Source organism: Butyrivibrio sp. LC3010, assembly GCF_000424385.1.
GTDB lineage: Bacteria > Bacillota > Clostridia > Lachnospirales > Lachnospiraceae > Butyrivibrio.
The window spans coordinates 109768-135433 of the sequence record NZ_AUJU01000012.1; the positions used below are offsets into that span (position 1 = coordinate 109768).

Annotated in this window: 23 protein-coding genes and 1 pseudogene; 15 read left to right on the forward strand and 9 right to left on the reverse strand. The window is 40.6% G+C overall.

The features are described from left to right. The first annotated feature begins 140 nt into the window (after nucleotides 1-140). The 6 genes from G622_RS0110600 to G622_RS0110625 all read left to right on the forward strand — a co-directional run bounded on the left by G622_RS0110600 (nucleotide 141) and on the right by G622_RS0110625 (nucleotide 8949). Complete coding sequence (locus G622_RS0110600; RefSeq protein ID WP_044957488.1) at nucleotides 141-1643, forward strand: sugar ABC transporter ATP-binding protein; 1503 nt, start codon at nucleotides 141-143, stop codon at nucleotides 1641-1643. After that, nucleotides 1640-2677 carry an ABC transporter permease gene (locus tag G622_RS0110605; RefSeq protein ID WP_044957490.1) on the forward strand — a complete coding sequence of 346 codons (1038 nt, stop codon included), beginning with the start codon at nucleotides 1640-1642 and terminating at the stop codon, nucleotides 2675-2677. The genes G622_RS0110600 and G622_RS0110605 overlap by 4 nt, the downstream gene beginning before the upstream one ends. Then, nucleotides 2674-3684 (forward strand): galactofuranose ABC transporter, permease protein YjfF, encoded by a 1011-nt coding sequence (gene yjfF, locus G622_RS0110610; protein ID WP_044957491.1) that lies wholly within the window; start codon nucleotides 2674-2676, stop codon nucleotides 3682-3684. The genes G622_RS0110605 and yjfF overlap by 4 nt, the downstream gene beginning before the upstream one ends. 93 nt (nucleotides 3685-3777) lie before the next feature. Then, entirely contained in the window at nucleotides 3778-5541 is a 1764-nt protein-coding gene (locus G622_RS0110615) for a cache domain-containing sensor histidine kinase (protein ID WP_026510708.1), read from the forward strand. A 61-nt stretch (nucleotides 5542-5602) separates the two neighbouring features. Next, nucleotides 5603-7453, forward strand: coding sequence for a substrate-binding domain-containing protein (locus G622_RS0110620; protein WP_049945796.1), 1851 nt, complete (start codon nucleotides 5603-5605; stop codon nucleotides 7451-7453). Between the two features lie 62 nt (nucleotides 7454-7515). Continuing rightward, nucleotides 7516-8949, forward strand: a complete 1434-nt coding sequence (locus tag G622_RS0110625) for a family 43 glycosylhydrolase (RefSeq protein ID WP_026510710.1) — start codon at nucleotides 7516-7518, stop codon at nucleotides 8947-8949. Between the two features lie 83 nt (nucleotides 8950-9032). On the opposite strand, the gene G622_RS0110630 is transcribed toward G622_RS0110625, so the two are convergent. The 3 genes from G622_RS0110630 to G622_RS0110640 are packed head-to-tail and all read right to left on the reverse strand — an operon-like array spanning nucleotide 9033 to nucleotide 11617. Continuing rightward, nucleotides 9033-10040 carry an ABC transporter substrate-binding protein gene (locus G622_RS0110630; RefSeq protein ID WP_044957492.1) on the reverse strand — a complete coding sequence of 336 codons (1008 nt, stop codon included), beginning with the start codon at nucleotides 10038-10040 and terminating at the stop codon, nucleotides 9033-9035. Nucleotides 10041-10056: 16 nt separating this feature from the next. Further along, nucleotides 10057-10806: an ABC transporter permease gene (locus tag G622_RS0110635; protein ID WP_330363599.1), complete on the reverse strand. Its 750-nt coding sequence runs from the start codon at nucleotides 10804-10806 to the stop codon at nucleotides 10057-10059. Nucleotides 10807-10858: 52 nt separating this feature from the next. After that, nucleotides 10859-11617: an ABC transporter ATP-binding protein gene (locus G622_RS0110640; protein WP_026510713.1), complete on the reverse strand. Its 759-nt coding sequence runs from the start codon at nucleotides 11615-11617 to the stop codon at nucleotides 10859-10861. Nucleotides 11618-11825: 208 nt separating this feature from the next. Between G622_RS0110640 and G622_RS0110645 the strand changes: the two genes are divergently transcribed. Together G622_RS0110645 and G622_RS22525 are read left to right on the forward strand one after the other, a co-directional pair. After that, nucleotides 11826-12254, forward strand: a complete 429-nt coding sequence (locus tag G622_RS0110645) for a hypothetical protein (RefSeq protein WP_196814204.1) — start codon at nucleotides 11826-11828, stop codon at nucleotides 12252-12254. Nucleotides 12255-12330: 76 nt separating this feature from the next. Further along, on the forward strand, nucleotides 12331-12666 hold the full coding sequence (locus G622_RS22525; RefSeq protein WP_081675268.1) for an iron chaperone: 336 nt from the start codon (nucleotides 12331-12333) through the stop codon (nucleotides 12664-12666). Nucleotides 12667-12753: 87 nt separating this feature from the next. Here G622_RS22525 and G622_RS0110655 read toward each other — a convergent pair whose 3' ends face one another. After that, complete coding sequence (locus G622_RS0110655; RefSeq protein ID WP_026510715.1) at nucleotides 12754-12975, reverse strand: hypothetical protein; 222 nt, start codon at nucleotides 12973-12975, stop codon at nucleotides 12754-12756. Nucleotides 12976-13014: 39 nt separating this feature from the next. Further along, nucleotides 13015-13377, reverse strand: coding sequence for a hypothetical protein (locus G622_RS22530; RefSeq protein ID WP_049945797.1), 363 nt, complete (start codon nucleotides 13375-13377; stop codon nucleotides 13015-13017). A 180-nt stretch (nucleotides 13378-13557) separates the two neighbouring features. On the opposite strand from G622_RS22530, the gene G622_RS0110665 reads away from it, so the two are divergent. After that, nucleotides 13558-14904, forward strand: coding sequence for an ATP-binding protein (locus G622_RS0110665; protein WP_026510716.1), 1347 nt, complete (start codon nucleotides 13558-13560; stop codon nucleotides 14902-14904). 317 nt (nucleotides 14905-15221) lie between these two features. Further along, the gene (locus tag G622_RS22535) at nucleotides 15222-16019 is read left to right on the forward strand and encodes a helix-turn-helix domain-containing protein (protein WP_044957495.1); all 798 of its coding nucleotides are present in this window, start codon (nucleotides 15222-15224) and stop codon (nucleotides 16017-16019) included. A gap of 170 nt (nucleotides 16020-16189) precedes the next feature. On the opposite strand, the gene G622_RS25730 is transcribed toward G622_RS22535, so the two are convergent. The 3 genes from G622_RS25730 to G622_RS0110685 form a co-directional block, all read right to left on the reverse strand. Continuing rightward, nucleotides 16190-16351 (reverse strand): hypothetical protein, encoded by a 162-nt coding sequence (locus G622_RS25730; protein ID WP_155831462.1) that lies wholly within the window; start codon nucleotides 16349-16351, stop codon nucleotides 16190-16192. 119 nt (nucleotides 16352-16470) lie between these two features. Continuing rightward, nucleotides 16471-17265, reverse strand: coding sequence for a helix-turn-helix domain-containing protein (locus G622_RS22540; RefSeq protein WP_049945798.1), 795 nt, complete (start codon nucleotides 17263-17265; stop codon nucleotides 16471-16473). A 302-nt stretch (nucleotides 17266-17567) separates the two neighbouring features. After that, nucleotides 17568-18431: an AraC family transcriptional regulator gene (locus tag G622_RS0110685; protein WP_026510717.1), complete on the reverse strand. Its 864-nt coding sequence runs from the start codon at nucleotides 18429-18431 to the stop codon at nucleotides 17568-17570. A 148-nt stretch (nucleotides 18432-18579) separates the two neighbouring features. On the opposite strand from G622_RS0110685, the gene G622_RS0110695 reads away from it, so the two are divergent. From G622_RS0110695 to G622_RS0110710, 4 genes are all read left to right on the forward strand, one after another. Continuing rightward, complete coding sequence (locus G622_RS0110695) at nucleotides 18580-19950, forward strand: ABC transporter substrate-binding protein (protein WP_026510718.1); 1371 nt, start codon at nucleotides 18580-18582, stop codon at nucleotides 19948-19950. A gap of 61 nt (nucleotides 19951-20011) precedes the next feature. Further along, entirely contained in the window at nucleotides 20012-20902 is an 891-nt protein-coding gene (locus G622_RS0110700; RefSeq protein WP_026510719.1) for a carbohydrate ABC transporter permease, read from the forward strand. A 15-nt stretch (nucleotides 20903-20917) separates the two neighbouring features. Next, entirely contained in the window at nucleotides 20918-21763 is an 846-nt protein-coding gene (locus G622_RS0110705; protein WP_026510720.1) for a carbohydrate ABC transporter permease, read from the forward strand. A 1-nt stretch (nucleotide 21764) separates the two neighbouring features. After that, nucleotides 21765-24017 (forward strand): alpha-galactosidase, encoded by a 2253-nt coding sequence (locus G622_RS0110710; protein WP_026510721.1) that lies wholly within the window; start codon nucleotides 21765-21767, stop codon nucleotides 24015-24017. A 546-nt stretch (nucleotides 24018-24563) separates the two neighbouring features. On the opposite strand, the gene tnpA is transcribed toward G622_RS0110710, so the two are convergent. After that, nucleotides 24564-25022, reverse strand: a complete 459-nt coding sequence (gene tnpA, locus G622_RS22545) for an IS200/IS605 family transposase (RefSeq protein ID WP_044957496.1) — start codon at nucleotides 25020-25022, stop codon at nucleotides 24564-24566. 92 nt (nucleotides 25023-25114) lie between these two features. On the opposite strand from tnpA, the pseudogene G622_RS0110720 reads away from it, so the two are divergent. Then, nucleotides 25115-25666: pseudogene (locus G622_RS0110720) on the forward strand (RNA-guided endonuclease InsQ/TnpB family protein); the annotation flags it as partial.

Genomic DNA, 25666 nt, shown 5'->3' on the forward strand with positions numbered 1-25666 from the left:
TGTTTATATCCGCTCCGTAAGCTTTATGGAGCGGATTTTTTTAAGGCTGAGGAAGTAATAGGGCCAATACCTTAAATCAGGAGGAATCATAAATATATTAAGGAGGATAAAGGGTGAGCACTCAAACAAAACTCTTAACAATGAAAGGCATCTCAAAATCCTTCGGAAAAGCTGTAATAGCATTAGATGATGTGCAGTTCGAGCTTGAATCCGGAGAAATACACGCACTTCTTGGCGAGAACGGAGCAGGCAAATCTACACTGATTAAAGTACTGACAGGCGTTGAGGAGAGAGATAAAGGGGAAGTAGAGCTGGATGGCAAAAAAATCCATCCCAAATCTACAAATGAAGCACAGCAGGTTGGAATATCTACAGTTTATCAGGAAGTCAATCTATGTCCCAACTTGTCAGTTGCAGAAAACATATATATAGGAAGAGCTCCTAAAACAAAAATGGGCGGAATAGACTGGAAGACCATGACTGAAGATGCCGCAAAGCTTTTGGAGAAATTTGACTTAAAACTTGATGTTAGTAAGAGTCTTGATAATTATTCAGTGGCTGTTCAGCAGATGGTAGCAATAGCAAGAGCCAGTGATATCAAGGCAAAGGTTCTGATTCTTGATGAACCTACAAGTTCGCTTTCAAAGGTGGAAGTAGAAAAACTATTTACAATCATGAAAAGACTTCGATCTGAAGGAATGGGCATAATATTCGTAACTCATTTCCTTGATCAGGTATATGAAGTGACAGACAGGATTACTGTATTGAGAAACGGCCGTTATGTTGGCACATATAAAACCTGTGACCTTCCAAGGGTAGAATTGGTATCCAAGATGATTGGTAAGGATTATGCGGTACTAAACCAGTCACTTAAGGAGGGACAGGCTGAGAAAGAAGGAACCAGAACAGGCGATGAGCTCATTTCCATGAAAAATGTATCTCATCAGGGAAGCATATCTCAGATGGATCTTAGCATATCTAAGGGTGAAGTTCTTGGATTGTCGGGGCTTCTGGGCTCAGGAAGATCTGAAACAGCCAGGGTTCTGTTTGGAATAGATCAGGTAAATGAGGGTGAGATCTATATAAATGGTGAAAGTGTTAATCTGAAGCATCCAATAGATGCGATACGAAAGGATCTGGCTTTTTGTCCTGAAAACAGAAAGACAGAAGGCATAATAGGAGACCTTTCCATAAGAGACAATATGGTCCTGGCACTTCAGGCTAAGAAAGGACTTTTCAAAAAAATATCCAAAAAAGAAGCTCAGGCAATAGCTGATGAGTATATTGAAAAACTTGAAATCAAAACTCCCAATGCAGATCAGCTTATTAAAAATCTGTCGGGAGGAAATCAGCAGAAGGTTATTCTTGCAAGATGGCTTGCAACAAATCCGGAGCTTTTGATGCTGGATGAGCCCACAAGAGGAATAGATATAGGTACAAAGGCTGAAATACAGAAGATAGTTATAGATCTGGCAGCACAGGGAATGGCAGTACTATTTATATCATCAGAGCTTGATGAGGAACTTAGATGCTGCAGAAGAATAGTGGTTCTTAAGGATATGGAGAGAGTCGGAGAAGTATCGGGAGACAACATTTCCGAGGGAGCTGTAATGCAGATCATGGCAGGAGGAGAGACAAAATGAAAACTAAGCTGGCGAAACTGTCGGGATATCAGGCTTTCTGGCCTGTAGTAATATTCCTTACAATCATACTTTTTAACACGATAATGACCGGAGGAGAGTTCCTTTCAATAACAATAGTTGATGGACATTTCTATGGACGAATCATAGATATTTTCAGAAACGGAGGAAAACTCATGATTCTGGCAGCCGGCATGACAATGGTGCTGGCTACAGGCGGAACCGATATTTCAGTAGGTTCTGTCATGGCTATTAGCGGAGCTATTGCCTGCAGTATTATTAAAGGAGTTCTGCTTCCGGGACTTAACGGTAATGTTGCAGCAGCAATCATACTTGCAATAATTGCGGGAATCATATGCGGACTCTGGAACGGACTTCTAGTTTCTCAAATTAAGATTCAGCCCATTGTTGCGACAATGATACTTCTGGTTGCAGGTAGAGGAATTGCACAACTTATTACAAATGGCAAGATCGTAACCATTAATTCAGACGCTTATTATTTTATCAATGGTGGCTACATATTAGGACTCCCTTTTCCTCTTTATATAGTACTTTTTCTTGTAGGAATGCTCCTGATATTTGTAAACAGAACCGCATTCGGACTTTTTCTTGAATCAATAGGCTGTAATCCATTGGCATCAAAATTTGCAGGAATCAAGGTAAACTTATATCTTCTTGCTATTTATACAATTTCCGGTGCTTTTGCAGCAGTTGCAGGACTTATTGAAAGTGCAGGAATAAAGGGCGCTGACTGTAATAATGCAGGACTTAATATCGAGCTTGATGCGATTCTTGCAGTAGCAATCGGTGGAACCAATCTTATGGGCGGACGCTTTTCAATTTTTGCCAGCGTAATCGGTGCTCTGATTGTACAGAGCATCACCACAACAGTTCTGGCACTTGGTGTACCGGCAGCATATATCAGAGTTTTAAAGGCACTGCTCATCATAATTATCTGCCTCGCTCAGTCAAACAGATTCAAATTATCATTCAAAAAAGCTAAGGTAGCAGAGAAGAAGGAGGCAGTCGTATTATGAAGGACTTGAAAAAACTGCGAATTAAAAATATATCACTTACGATGACGGTTTTACTGTTTCTGATTATGTTCATTTTTGGATCTGTCAGATATGACCACTTCTTGTCATTGTCAACTTTTCTTAATCTGTTTAACGATAATGCATATCTGATGATTGCCGGAATCGGAATAACGTTTGTTCTTATTACCGGAGGAATTGACATATCCATATCATCAACCATAGCATTTACAGGTGTATTTATGGCTTATTGCCTGCAGCACGGAATGCCTTCATTTGTGGTTATTCCGCTGGCACTTATTATCGGAATAATAGTTGGTGCAGTTCAGGGAAGCCTTATTCATTACTTTAAACTCCAGCCATTCATAGTAACTCTGGCAGGGCAGTTCCTTATGAGAGGCCTGTGTGTGGTAATAAGCGAGGCATCCATACCGATCACAGATCCTTTCTTTAAGTTTATGGCACTTGGAAGAATACAGATAAGGCTCGGGGATTCGAAAGCTTTCAATGGTAAAATCTACTATTACGTGCTGATATTTATTGCAGTTCTCTGCACTGCACTTTATGTACTTAAGAAGACACCTTTTGGACGTGCAGTTTATGCAGTTGGTGGAAGCGAACAGTCCGCAGAACTCATGGGACTTAATGTTGCAAGAACCAAGATAGGAGCGTATATTATAAGCAGTTTCTGTGCAGCACTGGCAGGTGTTGTATTCAGCTTTTATACACTCGCCGGATATGGTCTTCAGAATATGGGGATGGAGCTTGATGCCATATCATCTGCTGTTATCGGAGGAACACTTCTCACAGGTGGCGTGGGGTCAGTATTTGGAACCGCTGTGGGAGCAATGATTCAGGGAATTATCCAGACTATCGTAACTTATGAAAATTTAAATACATGGTGGACTAAGGTTACTATCGCAGGACTTTTGTGCTTCTTTATAGTTGTACAGAGGATAATAGCAGTAAGAGCCGAAGCCATGAAGGGCAAAGCAGTGGCTGCAGCCTAACATAATTAATCTGATCACTAAACATCACGATTATTACTTTATTATCAGGTGACCAGAGTAATATAAAAAATGCACTAACCGGGGATAAGCACAATGAGTACAAAGACAGGATTCAGAACAACGAAAATACGCACAAAACTAATCCTGTCCCAGATACTTATTGCGCTTATCCCTTTTGTGCTTGTGGGAATTGTAGGAATTATATTTTCAGTCAGGGAAGCCAGAAAAAACGTTAATCAGCGCACATCACAGATCGTTACTCAGGTAAGTCAGACACTTGATACATATATGGAGGATCTTGATAAGCTGGTTCTGGCAGTGTCCGATGAGATTTCTGATGCTAACCTCTCTGAAGCCCGTGAAATCGATGCCAATAAAGTAAATAAGACCATGAAAAATATCATGCGAAGGTATGATGAAATAGCGGGAATACTTTATGCCTATTCTGATGACAGGTATATAAGTACAGGAATCAGCAGAATTTCAAGGGATTCCTTTGAAAAAGAAAAATGGTACAAAATGGCTTTGGAGGAACCCGATTCAAGCCATATGATAAGTACTGTAACCGGAAGAAATATCGCTACTGATGTGGGGTATTCCGTAGATGATGTTTTTTCTATTGTAAAAGCCGTTAAAAACAGAATTACAGGAGAGCCGGAAGGCGTACTCCTCATGGATGTAGGACACAGCATTATTTCAGCTGCAATTGAAGTTTCGCAGCATGGAGGGGAAGGTTTTGTATTCGTTTTGGACGAGGAAAACCGAATGGTATATACGCCGATAAATCCTGTGGTATACAGAATAAGGCCGGAATGGCTTGTTGATGATAATAAGCTCATTACAGTTGATATTGGAAGCAGTCGTTATATGATACGTTTTAAAACCTCTGAAAAAACAGGGTGGAAAACAGTAAGCGTTATTTCCTATGAGGAGATTATGGGGGACATCAACAGAATGATTGGCATTTATACAGCCATTCTGCTTGCAACGCTGTTGCTTGTTCAGTATCTTTCACTCAAGGTTTCTGATAATATCACAAGACCTATCAAAAGGCTAAGAGACCTGATGATGGAGACAGATGACGGTAATCTTTCAAACCGATTTGAGAGTGATTCTCAGGATGAGATTGCAGATCTCGGAATGAGTTTTAACCATATGATTGACAGGATAAGAGAACTACTTGAAAGAGTAAGGCAGGAGGAAGATCTTAAAAGAAAAGCGGAACTGAAGATTGTACAGGAGCAGTTCAAGCCTCACTTTTTATATAATACATTAGATACGATCAACTGGATGGCAAGAGAGCATGGGGCGAAAGATATAGTAAGCCTGGTTGACGCTCTGACCAACGTGTTTAGAATAAGTCTTAGTCATGGAAACAGTTTCATTACTTTAAAAGATGAGATTCATTACATTTCAAGCTATTTATATGTACAAAAGACAAGATATGAAGACAAACTGCTTTTTGATATAGACGCAGACGAAGACTGCCTGCAGATTCTGGTTCCAAAGCTTATATTACAGCCTCTGGTAGAGAATGCTATTTATCATGGAATTAAGCTAAAAAGAGGCACCGGACATATAAATATTTCTGTTCACAGAGTAGAGGACAGCATTTGTATGACTGTTGAGGATGACGGAAAGGGAATGGATGAAAATACCAGGCAATATCTCTGCGAACTCTTAAATGCAGGAGAGCGTCCGGAGAGTGTATCCGCTGATGATAACCAGAGTTTTGGACTCTTCTACGTGAAAGAAAGATTACAGCAGAGATACAAGAATGGCTATAGAGTGGAAGTTTCAAGTACCCTTGATGTTGGTAGCAGGATTTCTATTTTCATAAAAAATAATAATACATAAAGGCTAAGGTTTTAAGTTGATCGGGTTTATAAGGAAAAAATGGCGACAAATATGTGTCCTATTGGCGGCACTTTGCATAGGAACAATAGTGGGAGGCTGTCATATAATCCCCATTAGTGACAGCAGCAGTAAAAAGGGCGTTTCATCCATAATAGGCGTATCTCAGGCAAATATGCGCGAAGAGTGGAGAATGGCCCTTATTGACGAGCTTAAGGCTGAGACGGAAAAGAATGATGATATACAAATTATCACCGCTGACGCTACAGGTATTGTTAATAAGCAGATTCAGGACATAGATAACCTCATAGGTTATGGGATTGATTTGCTTATAATTTCTCCCTGCAATGAGAAAAAACTTCAGGATAAAATAAAGGAGGTCTATGACAGTGGAATCCCTGTAATAGTGATGGACAGAGCAGTTGAGGGATTCGACTATACTATTTACATAGGTCCTGATAATGAAGTTATAGGTCAGCAGGCTGGAACATATATTGCTGAGCTTCTCGGAGAAAATGGCGGAAATGTCGTGGTATTGTCCTCAAGACCTACATCCATACAGGGCGCTGAGAGATTATCCGGTTTTCGAAGTGCCATTTATGAAGCAGGAGGAATTAACCTTACTGAATTGTCACTTGTGGCAGAGACTAAAGATGCGGCATATGATACCGTTCTTGCAGCAAAAGGCATAGTAAAAAATTCTGATGTAATTTTTGCATATAGCGACAATATGGCGCTTGGAGTATGTGATGCGGTTCGGGAGCTTGGCCTGGAAGACCAGGTGAAGGTAGTGGACTGCGATGGTTTCAAAGGTGAGGATGAAGGAATAGACCTGGTATCAGAAGGCAGACTTAAGGCTACCGTGTCCTGCCCTATAGGTGGAAAGGAAGCGATAGATTATGCTCTTTCTATTCTGAATCATGAGAGCGGCGTGCCAAAACAGGTGATCCTTAGAAGTAACGTCATTGTAAAAGAAAATGTAGCAGAGAATCTGGCTCGAATTAATGCCAAAAGCAATGATGATGGAAGAAAAATCAAAGTCGGATATTCACAGGTTGGCCAGGAAAGTAACTGGCGACTGGCAAATACCAAATCGATCGAGGAATCTGCTGCAGATTTCAATATAGATCTGCATATGGAAAATGCAGATCAGTCCCAGGAGAAACAGTTCGAAGCGATAAGATCATTCATCAAAGAAGGCGTAGATGTTATTGTCGTGTCACCGGTTGTGGAAACCGGATGGGATGAGGTTTTAAGGGAGGTTAAAGCCGCCGGGATTCCTGTAATAATGTCTGATAGAAACGTCAGGCTTGAAAACAATGAGGAAAATCTTACAACTACTTATCTTGGAGCGGACTTCATGGAGGAAGGACGCAGAGCCATGCGCTGGATAAGAGATAACATACAGAGCGATGACCATGAAATGAAAATCATGGAAATAATGGGAAATGAAGGAGCATCCCCTACAGAGGAGCGTGGGAAGGGATTTAGAGAGATTCTGGCTGAGAATACCTCCTATAACATTACCTATTCTGATTATGGTGATTTTACTTTTGAAGGCGGAAAGAAGGTTGTAAGAGAGTATTTAAAGAGGCATGAGTGGGATATAGATATTATTTTTTCACACAATGATGACATGGCTCTTGGCGCTATAGAAGAATTAAAGAAAAATGGTATAAAGCCTGATGAAGATGTTAAAATCGTTTCTGTAGATGCAACTATAGAAGCCTTTGAAGCTATGGTCAGGGGTGAACTTAGCTGTGCCGTGGAATGTAATCCCATTATCGGACCGCAGCTTATGAAGGCGGTAAGGGATCTGATCAGCGGTAAGCAGATGCCATTCAGGATCATAACCGATGAGAAGATATATGACCAGTCAGTTGCAGAAGATTACATAAGTAAGAGAAGATATTAAAAAATGGTCAATCCCATAAAGAGGGATGTAGTATCAAACCAATTATGAAAAATGGAGGGTTTATGAAAGAGTTTATTAAGGGCGCAAATCCGTATATGCCGCTTTGGGAGCATGTTCCGGATGGAGAGCCAAGAGTATTTGAGTACAATGGCGAAAAAAGAGTATATGTCTATGGTTCTCATGATATAGAAAGAGATAAGTACTGTGGGCGAAATTATGTGGTCTGGTCAGCTCCTGTGAATGACCTGACAGACTGGAAATATCATGGAATCTCATATGAGACACACTATGATTCAATTCTTTATGCGCCTGATGTTGTTCAGAAGGGAGATACCTTCTATCTGTATGCAGCTGAAAGATGCGGAAGCCTTGTGGTAGTTGCTTCCTCAAAAACACCCTGGGGACCTTTTGAGAACCCTGTAGAAACTAAGCTTGGATTCGATCCCGGGGTATTGGTAGATGATGACGGCAGAGTTTATGCATATTGGGGAGGCTGCGCGGCACCCTGCTATATAGCAGAACTCGAAGATGATATGGCCACCATAAAAGAGGAAACACTGGTTGCTAATCCAATGGGACATTCAACCTGCCCGTGGAATTCTGTTGATGATGGACACATTTCACTTATTGATGGCTTTTTTGAGGCTTCAAGTCCCAGAAAAGTACTGGGGAAATATGTGTACATATATTCAAAGCGCTATGAAGTACCGGTTCCGGAACTTGGCGTTTTTGAACCCTGCAATGGATTTCTCTCATACAAAATAAGTGACAGTCCGTTTGGACCATTCCATGATGGCGGAGATATAAGCTTTAATGGCGGAGAAATTCTTCATGATATGGATGGACTTGGAACCATGACCTATAGATGGGGCAATAATCACGGTTCCATTATGGAAATAGAAGGGCAGTGGTATGTTTTTTATCATCGTCAGACCGGAACGGATGAGTATTTACGTCAGGCGATGATGGAACCTGTTGATGTTGCACTTGGAAAAGATGGAAAGTTATATATCGGTGATGTTAAGTATCTTGCAGGTGAGCCTGTATCATCTAAACCGGTAGAGATGACTTCTCAGGGACCAAATATCAATGGCTTGGACGCTTATAAGTGGATTTCAGCCGGATATGCCTGCCATGTTTTTGGCGGTACGAGAAATGCCTATATTAAGCCGTTATATGAAGAGCAAGACGACATCTCATTGCCGGTGGTAGATATTACTTCAGGCACCACTGTAGGATTCAGATATTTACAGTTTGGCCAAAACTCGGCTAAAAAAGTGACAGTTGTTTTAGAAAAGCCTGTTATCGTAACAGTAAAGGTGCATTTGGATTCCTACAAGGGACGTGTGATTTCAACCATTGATTTTGATGGTACGAATGCTCAAAAAACTCAGGATTTGACAGGCGGAGTAATCGGCAAACATGCGGTGTATTTTGAATTCCTGTCAGATGATAAAGATGCAACCTGCAGCTTTGACAGATTTACATTTGACTGATAAATAGGCTCGTTAAGAACCTCGCAAAGAGCTCAGATTAATAGACAAAGACCTTCCACAGATATTGCGGAAGGTCTTACAATTCATTTTGGAACCATAGTATTATCAACTATTGCTTCAAATTCAACTCGTTGGTTCAATTCTCCTGCCTCTTCCATAACATCCTGAAGTCTGTCAAATGATTCCTTTTTCATTATGAGAGAGTCATTCCAGGCATCGATATCACGATATCTTTCAACAACCTGCGACAATACTTCAAGTGATGTATCCGGGAATTGGGCTTGTAAAACCTTAGCAATTTCAGATGAATCGCTATTTTGTACCCAGGTTAATCCTTTGGTAACAGCTGATACAAAGCTGCGGATCAGCTCTGTATTATTATTCATATAAATCTGTGATGCAAAAAACGCAGTATATGGAATTTCGCCGCTTTCCTCACCAACGGAAGCAAGAACAAAACCCTCTCCTGAAAGTTCAAGTTCAGTTGCTGTAGGCTCAAACAAAGTCACGTAGTCACCGGCGCCGCCTGTAAAGGCACCGGCCATCATATTAAACTGAACTGACGTATCAACATCGATATCTTTACCGGGAATGATATTATGCGCCTTTAATACGTACTCGAGAGTCATTTCAGGCACGCCACCCTTGCGGCCACCTAAAATAGTTGTTCCTTTCAGATTTTCCCAGGAAAAATCCTGTTTTTCCCTGCCAATAATGAAAGAACCGTCTCTTTTTGTCAGTTGTCCGAAAACCTTGGGATAGTCTTTTTGACCTTCAAGGTAAGTGTATATGCATGCTTCCGGACCTGCAAAGCCGATATCTGCCTGACCTGAAATAACAGCGGTCATGACCTTATCTGCTCCGCCGCCATTAACGAGTTCAAGATCAATTCCGGCATCATCAAAATAGCCCAATTCTATAGCTGCGTAGAGGGGGGCATAGAAAACAGAATGTGTTACTTCGCAAAGAGTGATTTTTGAAGTATTACCATTAACCTGAGTATTATTACAAGCGCTGATATTACAGAGCAAAATCACAAGTATCAGTATGCTTGCATATAAGCTGGATTTTCTTCGCATTCCATTTTTCATAATAATCTCCATTTGCTTATTTTTGTATTCCAAAGCGCTTTCTGACGATTTTTTCAATAAATCCTATGATGATGTGCATTATTGCAGCGCATAGTGCCAATATTACTACAGAGGTCATTACAAGATCCATTTTAAATACCTGGGAACCATATACAATTAGATATCCTAAACCTGCTTTGGATACCAGAAATTCTCCGGTGATTACACCTACCCAGGACAATCCAATATTAACCTTAAAAACATTGACCATTGTTGAAAGATTGGCGGGGAGAACAAGCTTAAGAAAAATCTGAAGCCTGCCCGCACCGAGTGCCTTCATAAGCCTTATTTTTTCGGGGTCGGTGTGATTGAAACCATTAAGTACATTCAATATCGTTACTATCAGTGATATGGCAAGTGTCATAGCGATTATTGAGCCTGTTCCTGCGCCCATGCATACTATGAATATGGGACCAAGTGCAGTCTTTGGCAAAGCATTAAGAACCACCAGATAAGGATCCATAATTTTAGATATAGCAGGGTTCCACCATAGTATAACTGCAATTACAATTCCAGCAGTAGTACCGAGTATGAAGCCTGCGACTGTTTCGATAAGTGAGGTGGCTATGTGCTCTTCAAGCTGACCTGATGCGGAAAGATTTCCAACAGTTTTAAGGATTCTACTGGGGCTGCTGAATATAAAAGGATTCAGGATACCGGAAGCTGTCAAAGATTCCCAAAGTCCTATAATTAAAACCAGAATAATGATGCGTATAACATGAATCATTATTTTAGTGTTCCTTTTTTGATTCAGGTATTTCATTCGAAGGGGGGATAGATCATTTTTGTCCATTAATACCCAGCTCCTTCCATATCTTTTTAAGAAGCACTTGATACTCCGGATGTTCCAGCCTCTGCTCCGGAGTTAAATCTTTCATTTGGGTAAGATCGTGAATAGCGTATATTTTGCCTGGATTTTTATCCATTACTATTATTCTGTCAGAAAGCATCAGGCTTTCAGAGATATCATGTGTTACTAATAGAGCTGTTTTATGCTCGCTTTTAATAATATCTCTGGTATCAATTGATACAGCGATACGTGTCTGATAATCAAGAGCTGAAAATGATTCGTCAAGCAACAGAAATTCAGGATCTGTAACCAAAGTACGGATTAAGGAACAACGCTGTCTCATCCCTCCCGAAAGCTGGGCAGGTGTCATGGAAGCTACATCCAACACACCATATTTGTCCATTAGTTCTCTGGCTCTGTCGTAATATCTTTTTCCCTTTTTTTGAATTTCCAGGCCCAGAGTTACATTTGAGAAAATATTGCGCCATGGGAATAGCTGATCTTGTTGGGGCATATAGCCTATTTCTGCTGAAGGAGCAGAGATAGGAGTTCCTTTTAGCAATATTCTGCCTGTTGTTGGATGCTCCAGTCCGGCTATCATGTAAAGTATTGTTGATTTGCCACATCCGGATGGCCCAACCAGACTAACAAATTCACCTTCTTCAATTTCAAAGCATATATCCCTGACGGCTTCCTTTTCCATTTCCGGAGTCTGGTAGATCAGCCCTACATGTTCAAGCTTAAGCAATTGTTAATCCTCACATTATCTATAGGTGTTGTAAATATCATACAGAGATTGAATAAACCTAAGGCAAAGCTGCTATTAAATTTTTATAAAGTTTTTATTGCTGAACAATTCTCTTGAAGACATTTATACTTTATAATTGTTATATAATCAGTAAATGTTTTCTATTTTAGCAATGAAAAACTTATTTTAGGGAGGTTGAGGGAACAAAATGAGAGGTGGAATGTTATTGTTGTGGCTTATGATTGGGTACGTGATTGTAACATGGATCGGTGTGGGGCATACTATTTTTAATGTTAAGGTTTTACACATGCAATCCATGAAGGAAAGTGAAGGTCTGGGGGAGGCGTATGAAAGGACAAAGCCATGGCATGTGCTTTATAATCTCATAATATTCCCAATCTTCGGATGGCTTTACATGTCAGGATTGGATGAAAGGACGTTGTCAGCAGCAATTATAGCAGGTGCTATCTGGGCGTTTGTCAGTATTATTGTTGATCTGGTGGGCTGGGTACTGATTCCTCATCCGTTGCAGCTTTCGTTCAAACAGTTTTATATAGAATATCAGCCCTGGATAACATTGGTTTATGTTGCTATTTTTCTTGGACCGGTTATTGGTTATTTTTTAGTTTTTATGTAATTTTCAGCAAGTATACCTTTCCAAGGCTTATAGGAAGAAGACTGATTGCAAGCACTTGAATAATGAGGAAATAAAAATGACCATTGATGAATACATTTATGCGCAGAATACATCTATTCAGGAGAGATTATTTACTATCCGAAAATCTATATCCGAAACTATCCCAGAAGCAGAAGAGCGAATCAGTTACAAGATGCCAACCTTCTGGAAGGGCAGGAACATCATTCACTTTGCAGCCTTCAAGAATCACATCGGTATCTATCCGGGCGGCGAAGCAACTTCTTTCTTTGCAGATAAGCTTAAGGACTACAAAACATCAAAAGGAACAATCCAAATTCCAAACAATAAAGATGTTCCGTTGGAACTGATAAAGGAAATAACCAAATGGTGCTATGAGAGGTATAAGAAATAATGGGAAACGATATCACAAACATAAGCAAATATATGTCCATTTTCTTCTGATACATAATAGAAATGTCATTCCGCTTTTGCTGCTCTGTTACTCTTCCATCGTACTCTGATTATTGTTTTCTTCCAGAGACTGATTCTTATCTTTTTTCATGAGTTTATAGCTTTCAACAAGGTAATAGCAAATAAGTAATAATCCTATTAAGGCTGCAAGGAAATTTAATCCGCTGGGGAAAATATGTGCCAAAGCACATAATGCCAATCCTATAATGTTTATTGTAAATAATTTCTGCTGTTCATTTGAAAACTTCATTTTCATATCCTCCAATGTGTGTTGTTTTAGTTTAAAATATTATTTGAATAACATAATGAGTACTGCGCCTATTCCACCGCATATCAGTGTGGCGATAAGGCCTGAAGCTACCGCAAAGACCAGTTTCTGATAAGGGCGTTTTGCTTTTTCCTCTATCTTTTCAGTAGATTGCAGCGCCTCGCCTTTGGTAAAAGCGATGATTTCTTTGTAGGTCTGAACATCATACTCCCTTTTTATGTGCTCAACCTTAGTGGAAAAGTACATAAGGACTACAAATAAGAGTCCGAATGGAATAAAGAACCAAAATCCGATGGTAAAAGCCAGGATCGGAGTGGTAAGCAGGATAGCTATTATAGTGATAAGCATGCCGGCTGAGACAATCCGGTCTTTTTGTGGTTCCATTCTGGCGATCTTAAGTCCAGTACAGTCTTCTTAAAGTCCATTCTGACAATAAAAAATGGTGACATATTGTATTTTTGACAAAAACGCTTAAATATGTGCTGTATTTTTGACAAAATAAGTTCAAAATTCATTGTATTTTTGACAGTGCTGATTTATCATGTTTGTATAAGGAGATTTGACATGGAATTAAAGCGAAAAATCAGCAGACATATAAAAGAATGGTATGAGGAAGATAAGAAAGCGTTACTAATTAAAGGTGCCAGGCAGGTTGGAAAGACCTACGTTATCAGAAATACATTAAAAGAAATGGGAGTAAGTTATTTTGAAGTAAATCTGATAGACCACCCTGAAGCTATTGACACTTTGGCGAATGCTAAAAATGTTGACGAGCTTATTATGGGGCTTTCTACAATAAATGACAGTCCAATAATAAAGGGAGAAACGGTTCTTTTCTTTGATGAAATTCAAAAGTACAAGGAGATGGTCACAAGGATTAAGTTCCTTGTTGATGAGGGAAGTTTTAAGTATATTCTCAGTGGTTCTCTGCTTGGGGTAGAGCTTGTGAATCTGGAGTCTGCTCCAGTGGGATATTTAACAACGAGAGAGATGTTCCCATTGGATTTTGAGGAGTTTCTTCAGATATCAAACATAACGGATGATGTAATGACACATTTGAAAAAGTCATTTGAAAACCGGAGTCCTGTTTTTGAGACTGTTCATCAAAAGGTTATGAGCCTGTTTTTGCAATATTTGGTAGTTGGTGGAATGCCGGATGCAGTTGTGTCTTTTGCTGAAAACTATAATCTTAATAATGTTACAAAAATACATATGGATATCATAGACCTTTATAAGCTTGATTTTACAAAGTATGAAGAAGAAAATAAGAGACTGCAGCTTATCAATATATATGAGCTTATTCCCACAGAATTATTAAAGCAGAACAAAAGATATATTGTTTCTGATGTAAAGAAAGGACTGCATTTTGAGAGAGTTCAAAGCTCCTTTTTATGGTTAAATAATTCAGGGGTAGCACATTCAGTGTACAACGCTACTGAACCGAAAAAGCCATTGAAGGCTAATGAAAAACAGAGTCTTTTTAAATTATATCTTTCGGATGTGGGTATGCTGACTTCAATCTATGGCATGGATACAAAAAGAATGTTGATAAACAAAGATGCTAATCTTAATGCGGGTGGGATATTTGAGAATGCCGTAGTTCAGGAGTTGAAAAGCAAAGGATTTGACCTGTATTATTACAACTCAAATCGGCTTGGTGAACTTGATTTTGTAATTGCTTATGATGGTACTATTCTGCCGATAGAAGTCAAAAGTGGCAAGGATTATCATATCCATTCAGCATTAAATAACTGTACCTATAATGATCAGTATGAGATAAAAGAGGCATTTGTTTTTGCCAACTGTAATGTTAGCAGAAAGGAAAAAATAACGTATTTACCTATATATATGACCATGTTCATGGAAACAACTCCATCAGAAGAGGTTATCTTGGAAAAAATAGAGTTTTGATGTCAATCTGCCCAAAAACTCCTTGTAGATGGCATGCGCTGGGGATTTAGCAAAGAAGATTTGATCACTATCATAAAAGACTGTGATGAGAGTAAGCTTTGAAAAGATACATATCATTGCTACTAACGAGTAGATAAAGTGCTAACTAATCATGGAAAGCTTTTGATATATGCTTCTCAACTGCTGCTTGAGTCTCAGTATTTAAGCAGAAATTCGGACTCAATTACAAATTGATATACAGCTTTTGCTCATAAAGGTATTCTTGTATCAGACAAAAGGTACCGGCCAGTATCCAATACAGATTAAGGAGAGATAAAATGTTAGATATGAATAAAGTTGCTAAAAATATCAAGAATGCCAGGACAAAGAAGAATATGACACAGCTTGAACTTGCTGATATCGTCGGAGTAAGTTATCAGGCAGTATCAAATTGGGAGCGCGGAAATTCCATGCCCGATATCGGAAAGATTTCTGATATAGCAAAGGCTCTTGATCTTGATGTGACAGAACTACTTGGAAATGATAATGGATCAACTGCAGTAAAGAAAGTTCTGGAAAAAAGCTCTGAGCCACTTACATCAGAAGAACTAACAGATGTGGCTCCGATGCTTCCACCAATGGAACTTACAGAGGAAGTCAGGAAGACATCTGAGAATGATCAGCTTAATATCAAAGCCCTTGTAGGACTCGCGCCTTTCCTGGATGATGAATACCTTGATGAGATTGCCTCCAGGGTTGATGAAGCAAATTTAAAAGACCTTGTAGCTCTTGCGCCTTTCTTATCAGAAGAAGCATTGACCAATATCTCAAAGAAGATTACCTCATCTAATGTAAGAGATCTGGTTGCCCTGGCTCCGTTTATGTCAGAGGAAGCACTCGATGATGTTGTTTCAAGAATAGAAGGCGACAGCTTCGATGGGATAAAAGCACTTGCTCCGTTCTTATCAAAAAAGTCTCTTGAAAACATTGTAGATAAGGCTATAGAAAAAGGAGATGTGTCTGAATTAACAGGAATCGCCTGCTTTCTTGGAAGAAAGACACTGAAGAAAATATCCGAGTTTCTTTTGAAGACAGATGATACAAAGAGCATGTCTAAATTTGCGCAGTTCATGTGAAAACATACAAGAGATAAAATAACTTATAGTTCTTCTATATCTATGCATATAATTTTAAATCAAAAATAAAGGGCTGTGAAAAGATGCGAGATCATTTTTTCACAACCCTTTTTTGATTCAATTAATTATTATTGGCTTCTATTATCAAGTCTTGCTCAAATACAACACTTTTATAAAATAAATGTCACTCCGCTTACTGTAGCCATCTTCTCTTTGTTGTAAAAAGCTGAAAGTTTTTCAAGGCATTCGTCGTACATTTTACGAAATACTTCATTTCTCTGCTCTTTCTTAACTTCTGCTTTACGTGTATCCTGAACATCGTGAAATCTCATATTATACCCCTTTCATGGTCATGTATCTGACGCTTGCTGCTGTCTCTGTTTTCTTTATGACCTAAGGATATACCGGATCATCGATTCAAAACACAATATTCATTTGTTTTTATATATATTTATTTGCCAAGCCTTGAAAAATGTTTTTGGAAGTGTTCTCTTCTATATTCCTTGGGAGACTTATTCTCCATTCTTGAAAAGACGGTCGAAAAATGGCTTTCGTTGGCAAATCCCAGATATTCAGCAATGTCTGTACATGAATACTCATTAAAAGTCAGAAGATGCTTTGCCGCATTTATCTTCTTTTCTTTAATATATTCAGAAACAGATATTCCAACTTCTTTCTTAAATACAGTTGACAGCCATGAAGAATTCATCTCAAGCTCGGTGGCAAGTTCCGAAACAGTGATCCTGTCATGCAGATGATTATCTATATAGTTCATACAGGCTATGACTTTTGGAGAAAGACTTTTACTTTTACCCTTAAGCGCCTGCATCCTCTTGGTGTAGTCGAGCATCATCTCTTCATAAACATCGGATACTTCCTCTACCGTTTGGCATTTATCCATTTTAAGGATATACAGATCGGATAAACCATAGGATTCATCTGAAGGCATTCCGGCTTCTATGCAGAATCTGCAGCAGGAAGTTATACTTGATACAAATAGGTATTTTCGTTGTAATACGGGAGATTCGGAAAGCTTTGGAAAAACACGACTCCTATGTTTTATAAGATTGCTTTGAACGGTCTTAATATCCCCATCTACAACCGGTCCAAAATCAGACATCTCTTCGCTAAGCGTAGCGTGGACCATACTGTTTTCACGCTGATCAAAAAGATACTGAGAAAGACTGCTGTCCATCTTTTTTAAAGCATTTTCATTGATCTGTGTCTTGCCGGAACTTTTATTCATCCCGCATCCTCCTGCCATTTAAGATAACAACCAGTAATGAAAATATTTTATCATAATTTTTTATTGAAGCAGTGACATAACACCATTTGTTGTCTGATTTGTCTGAGCAAGCATAGACTGTCCTGCCTGTTTACAAATACAGGGGCACAAATGTGACTATCGTTCAACTCCGTATATTGGTGAATATACTCTTTTCAATTAAAAAAATTTTTCTTGAGCGGTGTGCAAATACATGCCGCTGGATGAGGGGACATTAAAGGAAGACATTGATGCGGCAATAGCATAGATGCACAACTTACAGACTAGTTGGCTAATGCAGCGGAACCATTTTCTCTGTAGCTACTGGGAGTGCAACCTGTGTGCTTTTTAAATGCCTTGGAAAAGGTAAAGATATCAACGTACCCAACAGCGTTACCTATATAACTTATGGAGAGATCTGATTCCCTCAGCATCTTCTGGGCTGTCTGCATGCGATAAGTCTGCAGATATCCTTTTATTGTATAACCTGTGGCATCATGAAAAAGGCGAGAAAGATAACTTCTGTTAAGACCGCAGACACCTGCGATATTTTCCATGGTAATCTGTTCTGAAAATTTAAGCTGTATGTATTTGATTACGGTTCGTACATATTGAAGCTGCTGGCTTTCTGCTGATGCTTCGTCTATGTGGCCATATTCTTTTCTCAGGAAATCCATTATTTCATAAATCTTCCCAATGCAATAGTACTCCCTTTCATAGTTTTCAAATATCTCATTGATCGCTGAGTTAAAATCCCGGGACCGGTTATTTGATGATGGAACATCCAGAACCGGGCTGTTTTCACTAAGGCCGACTTCCGTAAGGAGTGCAAGAAACTCTGTCCCTCCTATATGGAGCCATTTGTAGACCCAGGGGTCATCACTGTCAGCCTCATAGTATGCTGAGACGCCTGATGGTATAAAAAATATCTGATTCCCATGGATATTATGTGTCTTATCCCCAATCTTCAGTTTGCCCTTGCCGGAAAGGACATAGTGAATTATTCCTCTTGACCGTATGATCGGGCCGTAGGAGTATTCAGGCTCACAGGCATAGCTACCTATCTCATAAAGTCTGACTTCCGCACTATTGTCGAAATCAGTAAATGCACAAAAGTCGAAGCCGACACCGTTTTCTTTCATCTGCATTGCAAGGTTACCTCCGGTCATGAGTGTCACAAAATGACAAATGCTAATAACATAATAGCATACCCTGAATGGTCTGTGGAAATTAGAATAAGTTTTGTTCGAAGGGTTCGGACAGGAAACTTAAGATCAGGAAAAAGGGAGGAAGAAAATGAGTAAGAAATTAGTGGCACTGTTATTATCATCAGTTATTACAGCCGGACTTGTAGGTTGTGGAAGCAGCGAAGGTGTGCAGACAGCTCCTTCGGCAAATGCTGAAACAGAACAGACAGCATCCTCAGATGCAGCCGCCAGTGCGGGTGGATATACCACAGACTCTATTACAATAAATATTTGGGACTCAAATCAGCAGGCCGGCCTTCAGGCTATCGCAGATGACTGGAGTGCAAATTCAGGCGTGAAGGTAAATATTGAAGTCATCGACTGGGATAATTACTGGACACTTCTTGAGGCAGGTGCTTCAGGTGGTGAGATGCCAGATGTATTCTGGATGCATTCAAACACAGCACAGATGTATATGGAAAATGACATCCTGCTGGATCTTACAGATTACATCGCAGCAGATGCCTCTGTAAATAAGGACAACTTCTATGAAGGAGTTTGGAATCTGTACAGCAGTGGTGACAGGCAGTATGCACTTCCCAAGGATCATGACACTATAGCACTCCTTTATAACAAGTCAGTTTTTGACAAATATGGTGTGGAGTATCCCACTGATGATTGGACATGGGACGACATGTATGAGGCAGCTAAGGCAATTACTGAAGGATCAGGCGGAGATGTCTACGGTATGGCAATGAATACCTCAAACAACCAGGACGGCTGGTACAACCTCGTTTACGATTACGGCGCTCAGGTGATCACTGATGATCATAAGGGAACAACCATCGGATCTGCAGAGGGTAAGGCCGGAATGGAGATGGTAAGAAAGCTCCTTACAGTTGGCGCTCCTCAGTCAGTAGTTGCTGAGACAGGAACAGATTCACTGTTTATGTCAGGTAAGGCAGCCATGATCACACAGGGCTCATGGATGATCAACGCATTCTACACTGCAGAAAACCATAATGACTATGCTTGGGCAATGCTTCCTTATGCTGATACAAATTCAAACGGAACATGTGATGCAGGAGAGAGATACTCTGCATACAACGGACTTGGCTGGGCTGCCAATGCAAATGTAGCTGATCCCAAGGCATGCTATGACCTCATTTCTTACTTCTGTTCCGAAGAAGGCCAGAAGAAGCAGGCACAGCTTGGAGTAACCATGGGAGGACTTAAGGGTGTTTCAGAGGACTTCTCAGATGCTTTTGAAGGAATGGATGTATCCGCCTTTGTAAGAGCTGAGGAAGAAGGAGATCTGTTCTTCCGTCCTTACACAAGAAAGACTACAGTCTGGGAAGATGCTCTTCAGCAGCAGGGTGGATTCCTTGATGCATGGCAGAATCCCGAAGATAGTGCACTGATGGCAACTGCCTGTGACAATGCACAGAAGATAATTGATGATGCTATTGCAGCAGAGTGATCTGTGAAAAATGAATGCCGGGGGGGACACCTCGGCATTCACCATATCTTTGGAGGGTTATATGACTAAGAAAAAGATGACTCCGTCTCAAAAGAGACAGGCAATATGGGGATGGGCCTTTGTATTACCAACGATTTTAGGACTGATCGTACTGAACTATTATCCTGCGATCAATACTGTATACCAGTCTCTTTGCAAGACCGGAGATTTTGGAAAAGGGAACATATTTGTAGGACTTAACAACTACAAAACTGTGCTGGGATCGGCAGAAGTGTGGCAGTCCCTCTGGAACACTGTAAAATATGCGATTGTTGAGGTACCACTGGGAATCGTGATAGCTCTTTTGCTGGCGGTTCTTATGCAGAAAAAGCTTGCTGGAAAAACTCTTTTCCGCACTCTTTTTTTCCTTCCGATGGTTTGCGCACCTGCTGCAGTTGCAATGGTTTGGAAGTGGCTTTACAATCAACAGTTTGGACTTCTGAACAATGTTTTTCATACGAATGTTGCATGGATTTCAGACCCAAAGATAGCCTGGATCAGTGTAGGCATAATCGGTGTATGGTCAATTATCGGATACAACATGGTCCTGTTCATTGGAGGGCTTCAGGAAATTCCTAAGGATTACTACGAAGCAGCGCAGATTGACGGAGCATCGTCTATAAGGCAATTCTTTTCCATAACAGTTCCACTGCTTAGCCCTACGACCTTCTTTATAGTTCAGACAAGGATTATAGGAGCACTCACGGTATTTGATCTTATGTTCATGGTAATGGACAAGACAAATCTTGCCCTTAATAAGACCCAGTCAATTGTGTACCTGTTTTACACCTATGCTTTCACCAACGGCAACAGGGGGTATGGTGCCGCAATAGTAATGGTACTCGTGGTATTTATCATGATAGTTACGTTCTTCCTTCAGAAGCTTGAAAAGAAGATCGTTTATTACAATTAAGAAGGGAGAACGAGGATGGATAGCAGCATCAGTACAAAATACACTGTAAATAAAATAATCACTTATACAGTTCTTATAATCTTTGCAATTATTATGTTAGTGCCATTTGTATGGATGATACTTACGGCCATTAAAACCAATCAGGAAGCTATATCTGTGGATCCGTTTTTTATTTTTCCCCACAATGGATGGCATTTTGAGAACTTTGCAACAGTATGGAAGAGCTATAATTTCATAACATTATACAAAAATACGATCCTGTTCATAATATTCCGCGTTATCTGCGCATGCCTTACTGCGACCATGGCAGGATATGCCTTTGGAAGACTTGAATTTCCCGGAAAGAAGATATTGTTCTCTCTGGTGCTTATCCAGATGATGATACCGGCACAGATATTTGTGATTCCACAATATCTGATGGTGTCAAAGTTACATATTTTAAATACCACAGCGGGCCTTGTCTTCCCGGGACTTGTTACAGCGTTTGGAACCTACCTGTTGAAAACGGGATACCAGTCGCTTCCCAAGGATCTTGAAGAGGCAGCGGCAATTGACGGCTGCAACATCGGACAGACATTTCTTTTCATAATGATGCCCCTTACCAGATCATCCATGGTTTCGCTGGGAATCTTTACGGCGCTCTTTGCTTTTAAGGACCTTATGTGGCCAATGATAGTCTGCACAAATGCAAGCACTACGACTCTCAGCGCTGGACTTGCCAAGATGCAGGGACAGTATGGAAGTGACTATCCTGCCATGATGGCAGCTGCGGTTCTTGCTATTGTACCTATGATCGTAATATACATAATATTCCAGAAGCAGTTTGTTGAGGGTATTGCAACCTCAGGAGGAAAACTTTGATATGTCGATAATATTTGATAAAAAGAGTAATTGCTTTTCCCTGATGACCGCAAACACAGAGTATCAGATCAAGATAAATGAGCTGGGAATGGTACTTCACACCTACTATGGTAAAAGAGTGAGTGGCTTTGATATGGGGTATCTGATCAAGGAACTGGACAGAGGGTTCTCGGGGAATCCCTATGAATGCAGAGACAGGAGAGGTATATCTGCAGACACGCTTCCGCAGGAGTACTCAACTGACGGAGCAGGAGACTACAGGCTAAGTGCACTGTCCCTTATTCTTTCAAACGGTTCGGGGACGGTCGATCTCAGATATAAGAGTCATGAGATCATTACAGGAAGAGATGAGCTTAAGGGACTGCCCTATGTAAGAGCGGAGAAAGACAAGGTCGATACTCTGAAGATATATCTTGAAGATAAGGTGGCACATCTTCTTGTAGTATTGTCATACCAGGTATTCGAGGAGAAAGATATTATTTCAAGATATTCTGTCATAAGAAATGAGTCCGGAGGAGATATCTTTTTAAATAAAGCAGCATCTGCCTGCCTGGACCTAATGGGAAAGGATCTTGACCTTATTCATTTTCACGGTCGCCATGCTTTTGAAAGACAGCCTGAGAGGGGCAGGGTTGGACATGAAATTCACAGGATAAGTTCAAAGAGGGGAACCAGCAGTCACCACAATAATCCTTTTGTGATCCTCTGTGACAGGAATACGGACGAGTGGCAGGGTGAGAGCTATGGCATAATGTTGATGTACTCGGGAGAACACGCTGAGGAAGTGGAAAAAGATCAGGCCGGAACAATCCGCGTTGTGAGTGGAATCTCTGATGATCATTTTCGATGGAAATTGTCCAAGGGAGAAGAGTTTACAACTCCTGAAGTGATGCTGGCATATACCGATAAGGGGCTTTCAGAGTTAAGTTTTTTTTATCACCGCATCATCCGGGAAAATATCTGCCCCAGGGAGTTTCGCGACATTAAGCGCCCTGTCCTTATGAATAACTGGGAGGGTACTTACTTTGATTTTGATGATGAGAAGATAATGAGAATTGCCGACAGCGCCAAAGAGGCAGGCTGTGAGATGCTGGTCCTTGATGACGGCTGGTTCGGAGTAAGGAATGATGATCACGCAGGACTTGGCGACTGGGTGGTTAACAGGGATAAGCTAAAGAAGGGAATGGATGCCATTGCTGATCATGTAGAGAGCCTTGGCATGAAATTTGGCCTGTGGTTTGAGCCGGAGATGGTCAACGAGGACTCAGATCTTTACAGAGCGCATCCCGACTGGGCGCTCACTGATCCCGGCAGGAAGCCGGTGATGGCAAGAGATCAGTTGGTGCTTGATATGTCCAGGTCTGAGGTTATAGACTATTTGTACGAGAGTATTTCAGCGGTGCTTAGGAGTGCTAAGATATCCTACATCAAGTGGGACTTCAACAGATCACTGTCAAATGTTTTTTCCGGAGGGCTCCCCGCAGACAGGCAGGGAGAAGTGGCCCACAGGTTTGTCCTTGGCTCATACAGGCTGATGGAGAGATTAAGGGACAGTTTCCCTGATGTGATGATTGAGGGATGCTCGGGTGGCGGCGGAAGGTTTGATGCCGGAATCCTGTTTTACTCACCTCAGATATGGTGCTCTGACAACACTGAGGCGATCAATCGTCTGAAAATACAAAAGGGCACAACCTACGGTTATCCGGTGAGTACGATCGGAAGTCACGTGTCAGCTTCGCCCAACCACCAGACCGGCCGCGAAGTACCGCTTATGACAAGAGCAATTGTTGCAATGGCGGGAACCTTTGGCTATGAGCTTGACCCGAGGACACTCAGTGCAGACGAGAAGGCAATGATCCGCCGGCAGATAGACGTTTTTAACAGATATTATGATCTGATACAGAGGGGAATGTACCTTCGCCTGTCAGATGAACTTGACGAAGAGTACTACACTTCCTGGGGATTTGTGTCAGAGGATAAGTCCGAGGCGCTTCTTAATCTGGTGGTCACCGATGTGAGAGCCAATCCGGAAGTTATATACGTTCGCATGAGAAATCTTGATCCTGAAGCGATGTATGAGGTCGATAACTGTATCTCATCCTGTGAGAAGGTTCCGGAAAATGATGTGGGAGAGAAAGCAGATGTAATTGGACAGGTCTTTAGCGGAGCTGCGCTAATGAATGCAGGCTATGCCTTTGATCCCGTGTTCGGTTCATACCCGGCGATACAACTTCATTTTAGAAAGAAATGTTAAGAGACATCAATGGATTTCAGAATAGTTTTTTCAGAAAAAACTCGTTGAGAGAAACACAAACGAACCAACAGTTGTGCTGGGCGGACTGTCGAGAATTTAATATTTTTTGTAGCTCAAAAACGGTATTTTTTAACGCCAAAGAAGGTATTTTTATTTTTCAAAGACGGTATTTTTGACCCTTTTTTCAGGGAACCCAAAATACCGTCTTTGAATCGTTATAACCCGCATGGTTGAGCCATTTCTTCTCTTGCAGGAGCGTGAGCTTAGAAACAGATACCCGCTGGAAAACTGGTTTTTTAATTAACCAACTTTAGCTATAGAAAAATTGTCAAATAATAGGGATAATTGCACTGACAATACCCTTTTAATGTGAGATAATATCTTGAATGTGTGATAAATTCGCGGGAGGAAGAGAGTCATACTATGGGGAAATTTAATTATTGCAATCTAAGTGATACTGAATTTGAAGAACTTTGCAGAGATATTATGATGTATCAGCGAGAAAACTCCTTCCGACATAGTCGGTGGGGGATGAATCGCTGACCCTCAGCGCTTTACTTTACTATATCGTCCTGTCTTTTCATATTTTCTTTTGTGGTCATCCGTGCGCTGGCTTTCTATATATTTTTTCACTGTCTCAAGTGAAACGGATCCGGTTGTGGCGCAAAAATAACTCCTGCTCCAGAAAAGAGCATCTCCCCACAGATATTTTTCTATATGTTCACGATATTTGATTCTGACTTCTTTAGAGAGCTGGGACTTTAAGGTGTTTATCAGTTTTACCGGAGCAACATCCGGAGGCATGGAGATAAGCATGTGTATATGATCCTCATCTGTCTCAGCAGAAAGCATATCGCAGTTCATCCTTCCACACAGATAAGCGGCGTGATTTTTCATGAAATCTCCCATCTCATTGGTTATCACCTTTTTCCTGAACTTAGTGACAAAAATGATATGATAGGTAAGCAGGTAAACGGAATGTGAACCTCTTCTGTAGTTATCCATAAAAACTCCTTCCGAAAAGAACAAACGTTTTGATTATTCTTAAAATTTATGCTATAATACTAATATAATCTTTTGAAAAAGGAAACTCAACTGTGTATAGAACAAGGCAGTACAGAATAACTAAAAACAACACACTATACAGTTACTGTCAGGATATATGCAGGGCATCTGCAGTTCTTTACAACAGGGCGAATTTCATCATCCGACAGTATGCTTCTGCCATAGAGGCATTTGACTCTTACAGGCCTCTTTTTCCCAATCAGATGCAGGTGTATAAACTTGTAAGTGAAAACCTTGAAGGGACAAAATACCATGCAGCTGGCTCATGGCTTTCTTATAATGCCCTTGACTATCTTTTGAAGAGTACCAGGGATAAGGCATACTATGGGCTTCCTTCTCAGGCTAACCAGCAGATACTTAAGCTTCTTCTTAGGGATTACAAATCATTTTTTAAAGCAGTGAAGACATACGCCAAGACACCATCTGCATTTACGGGGCGTCCCCGCATGCCGGGTTATGTACGCCAGGGAAAATACAAGACTGCCATCCTTACGAATCAGATATGCAGGATAAAGGATGATTCCTATATACGTTTTCCCGGAACAACAGATACTTTAAAACTTGGCAGGGACCTTCCCCAGCCC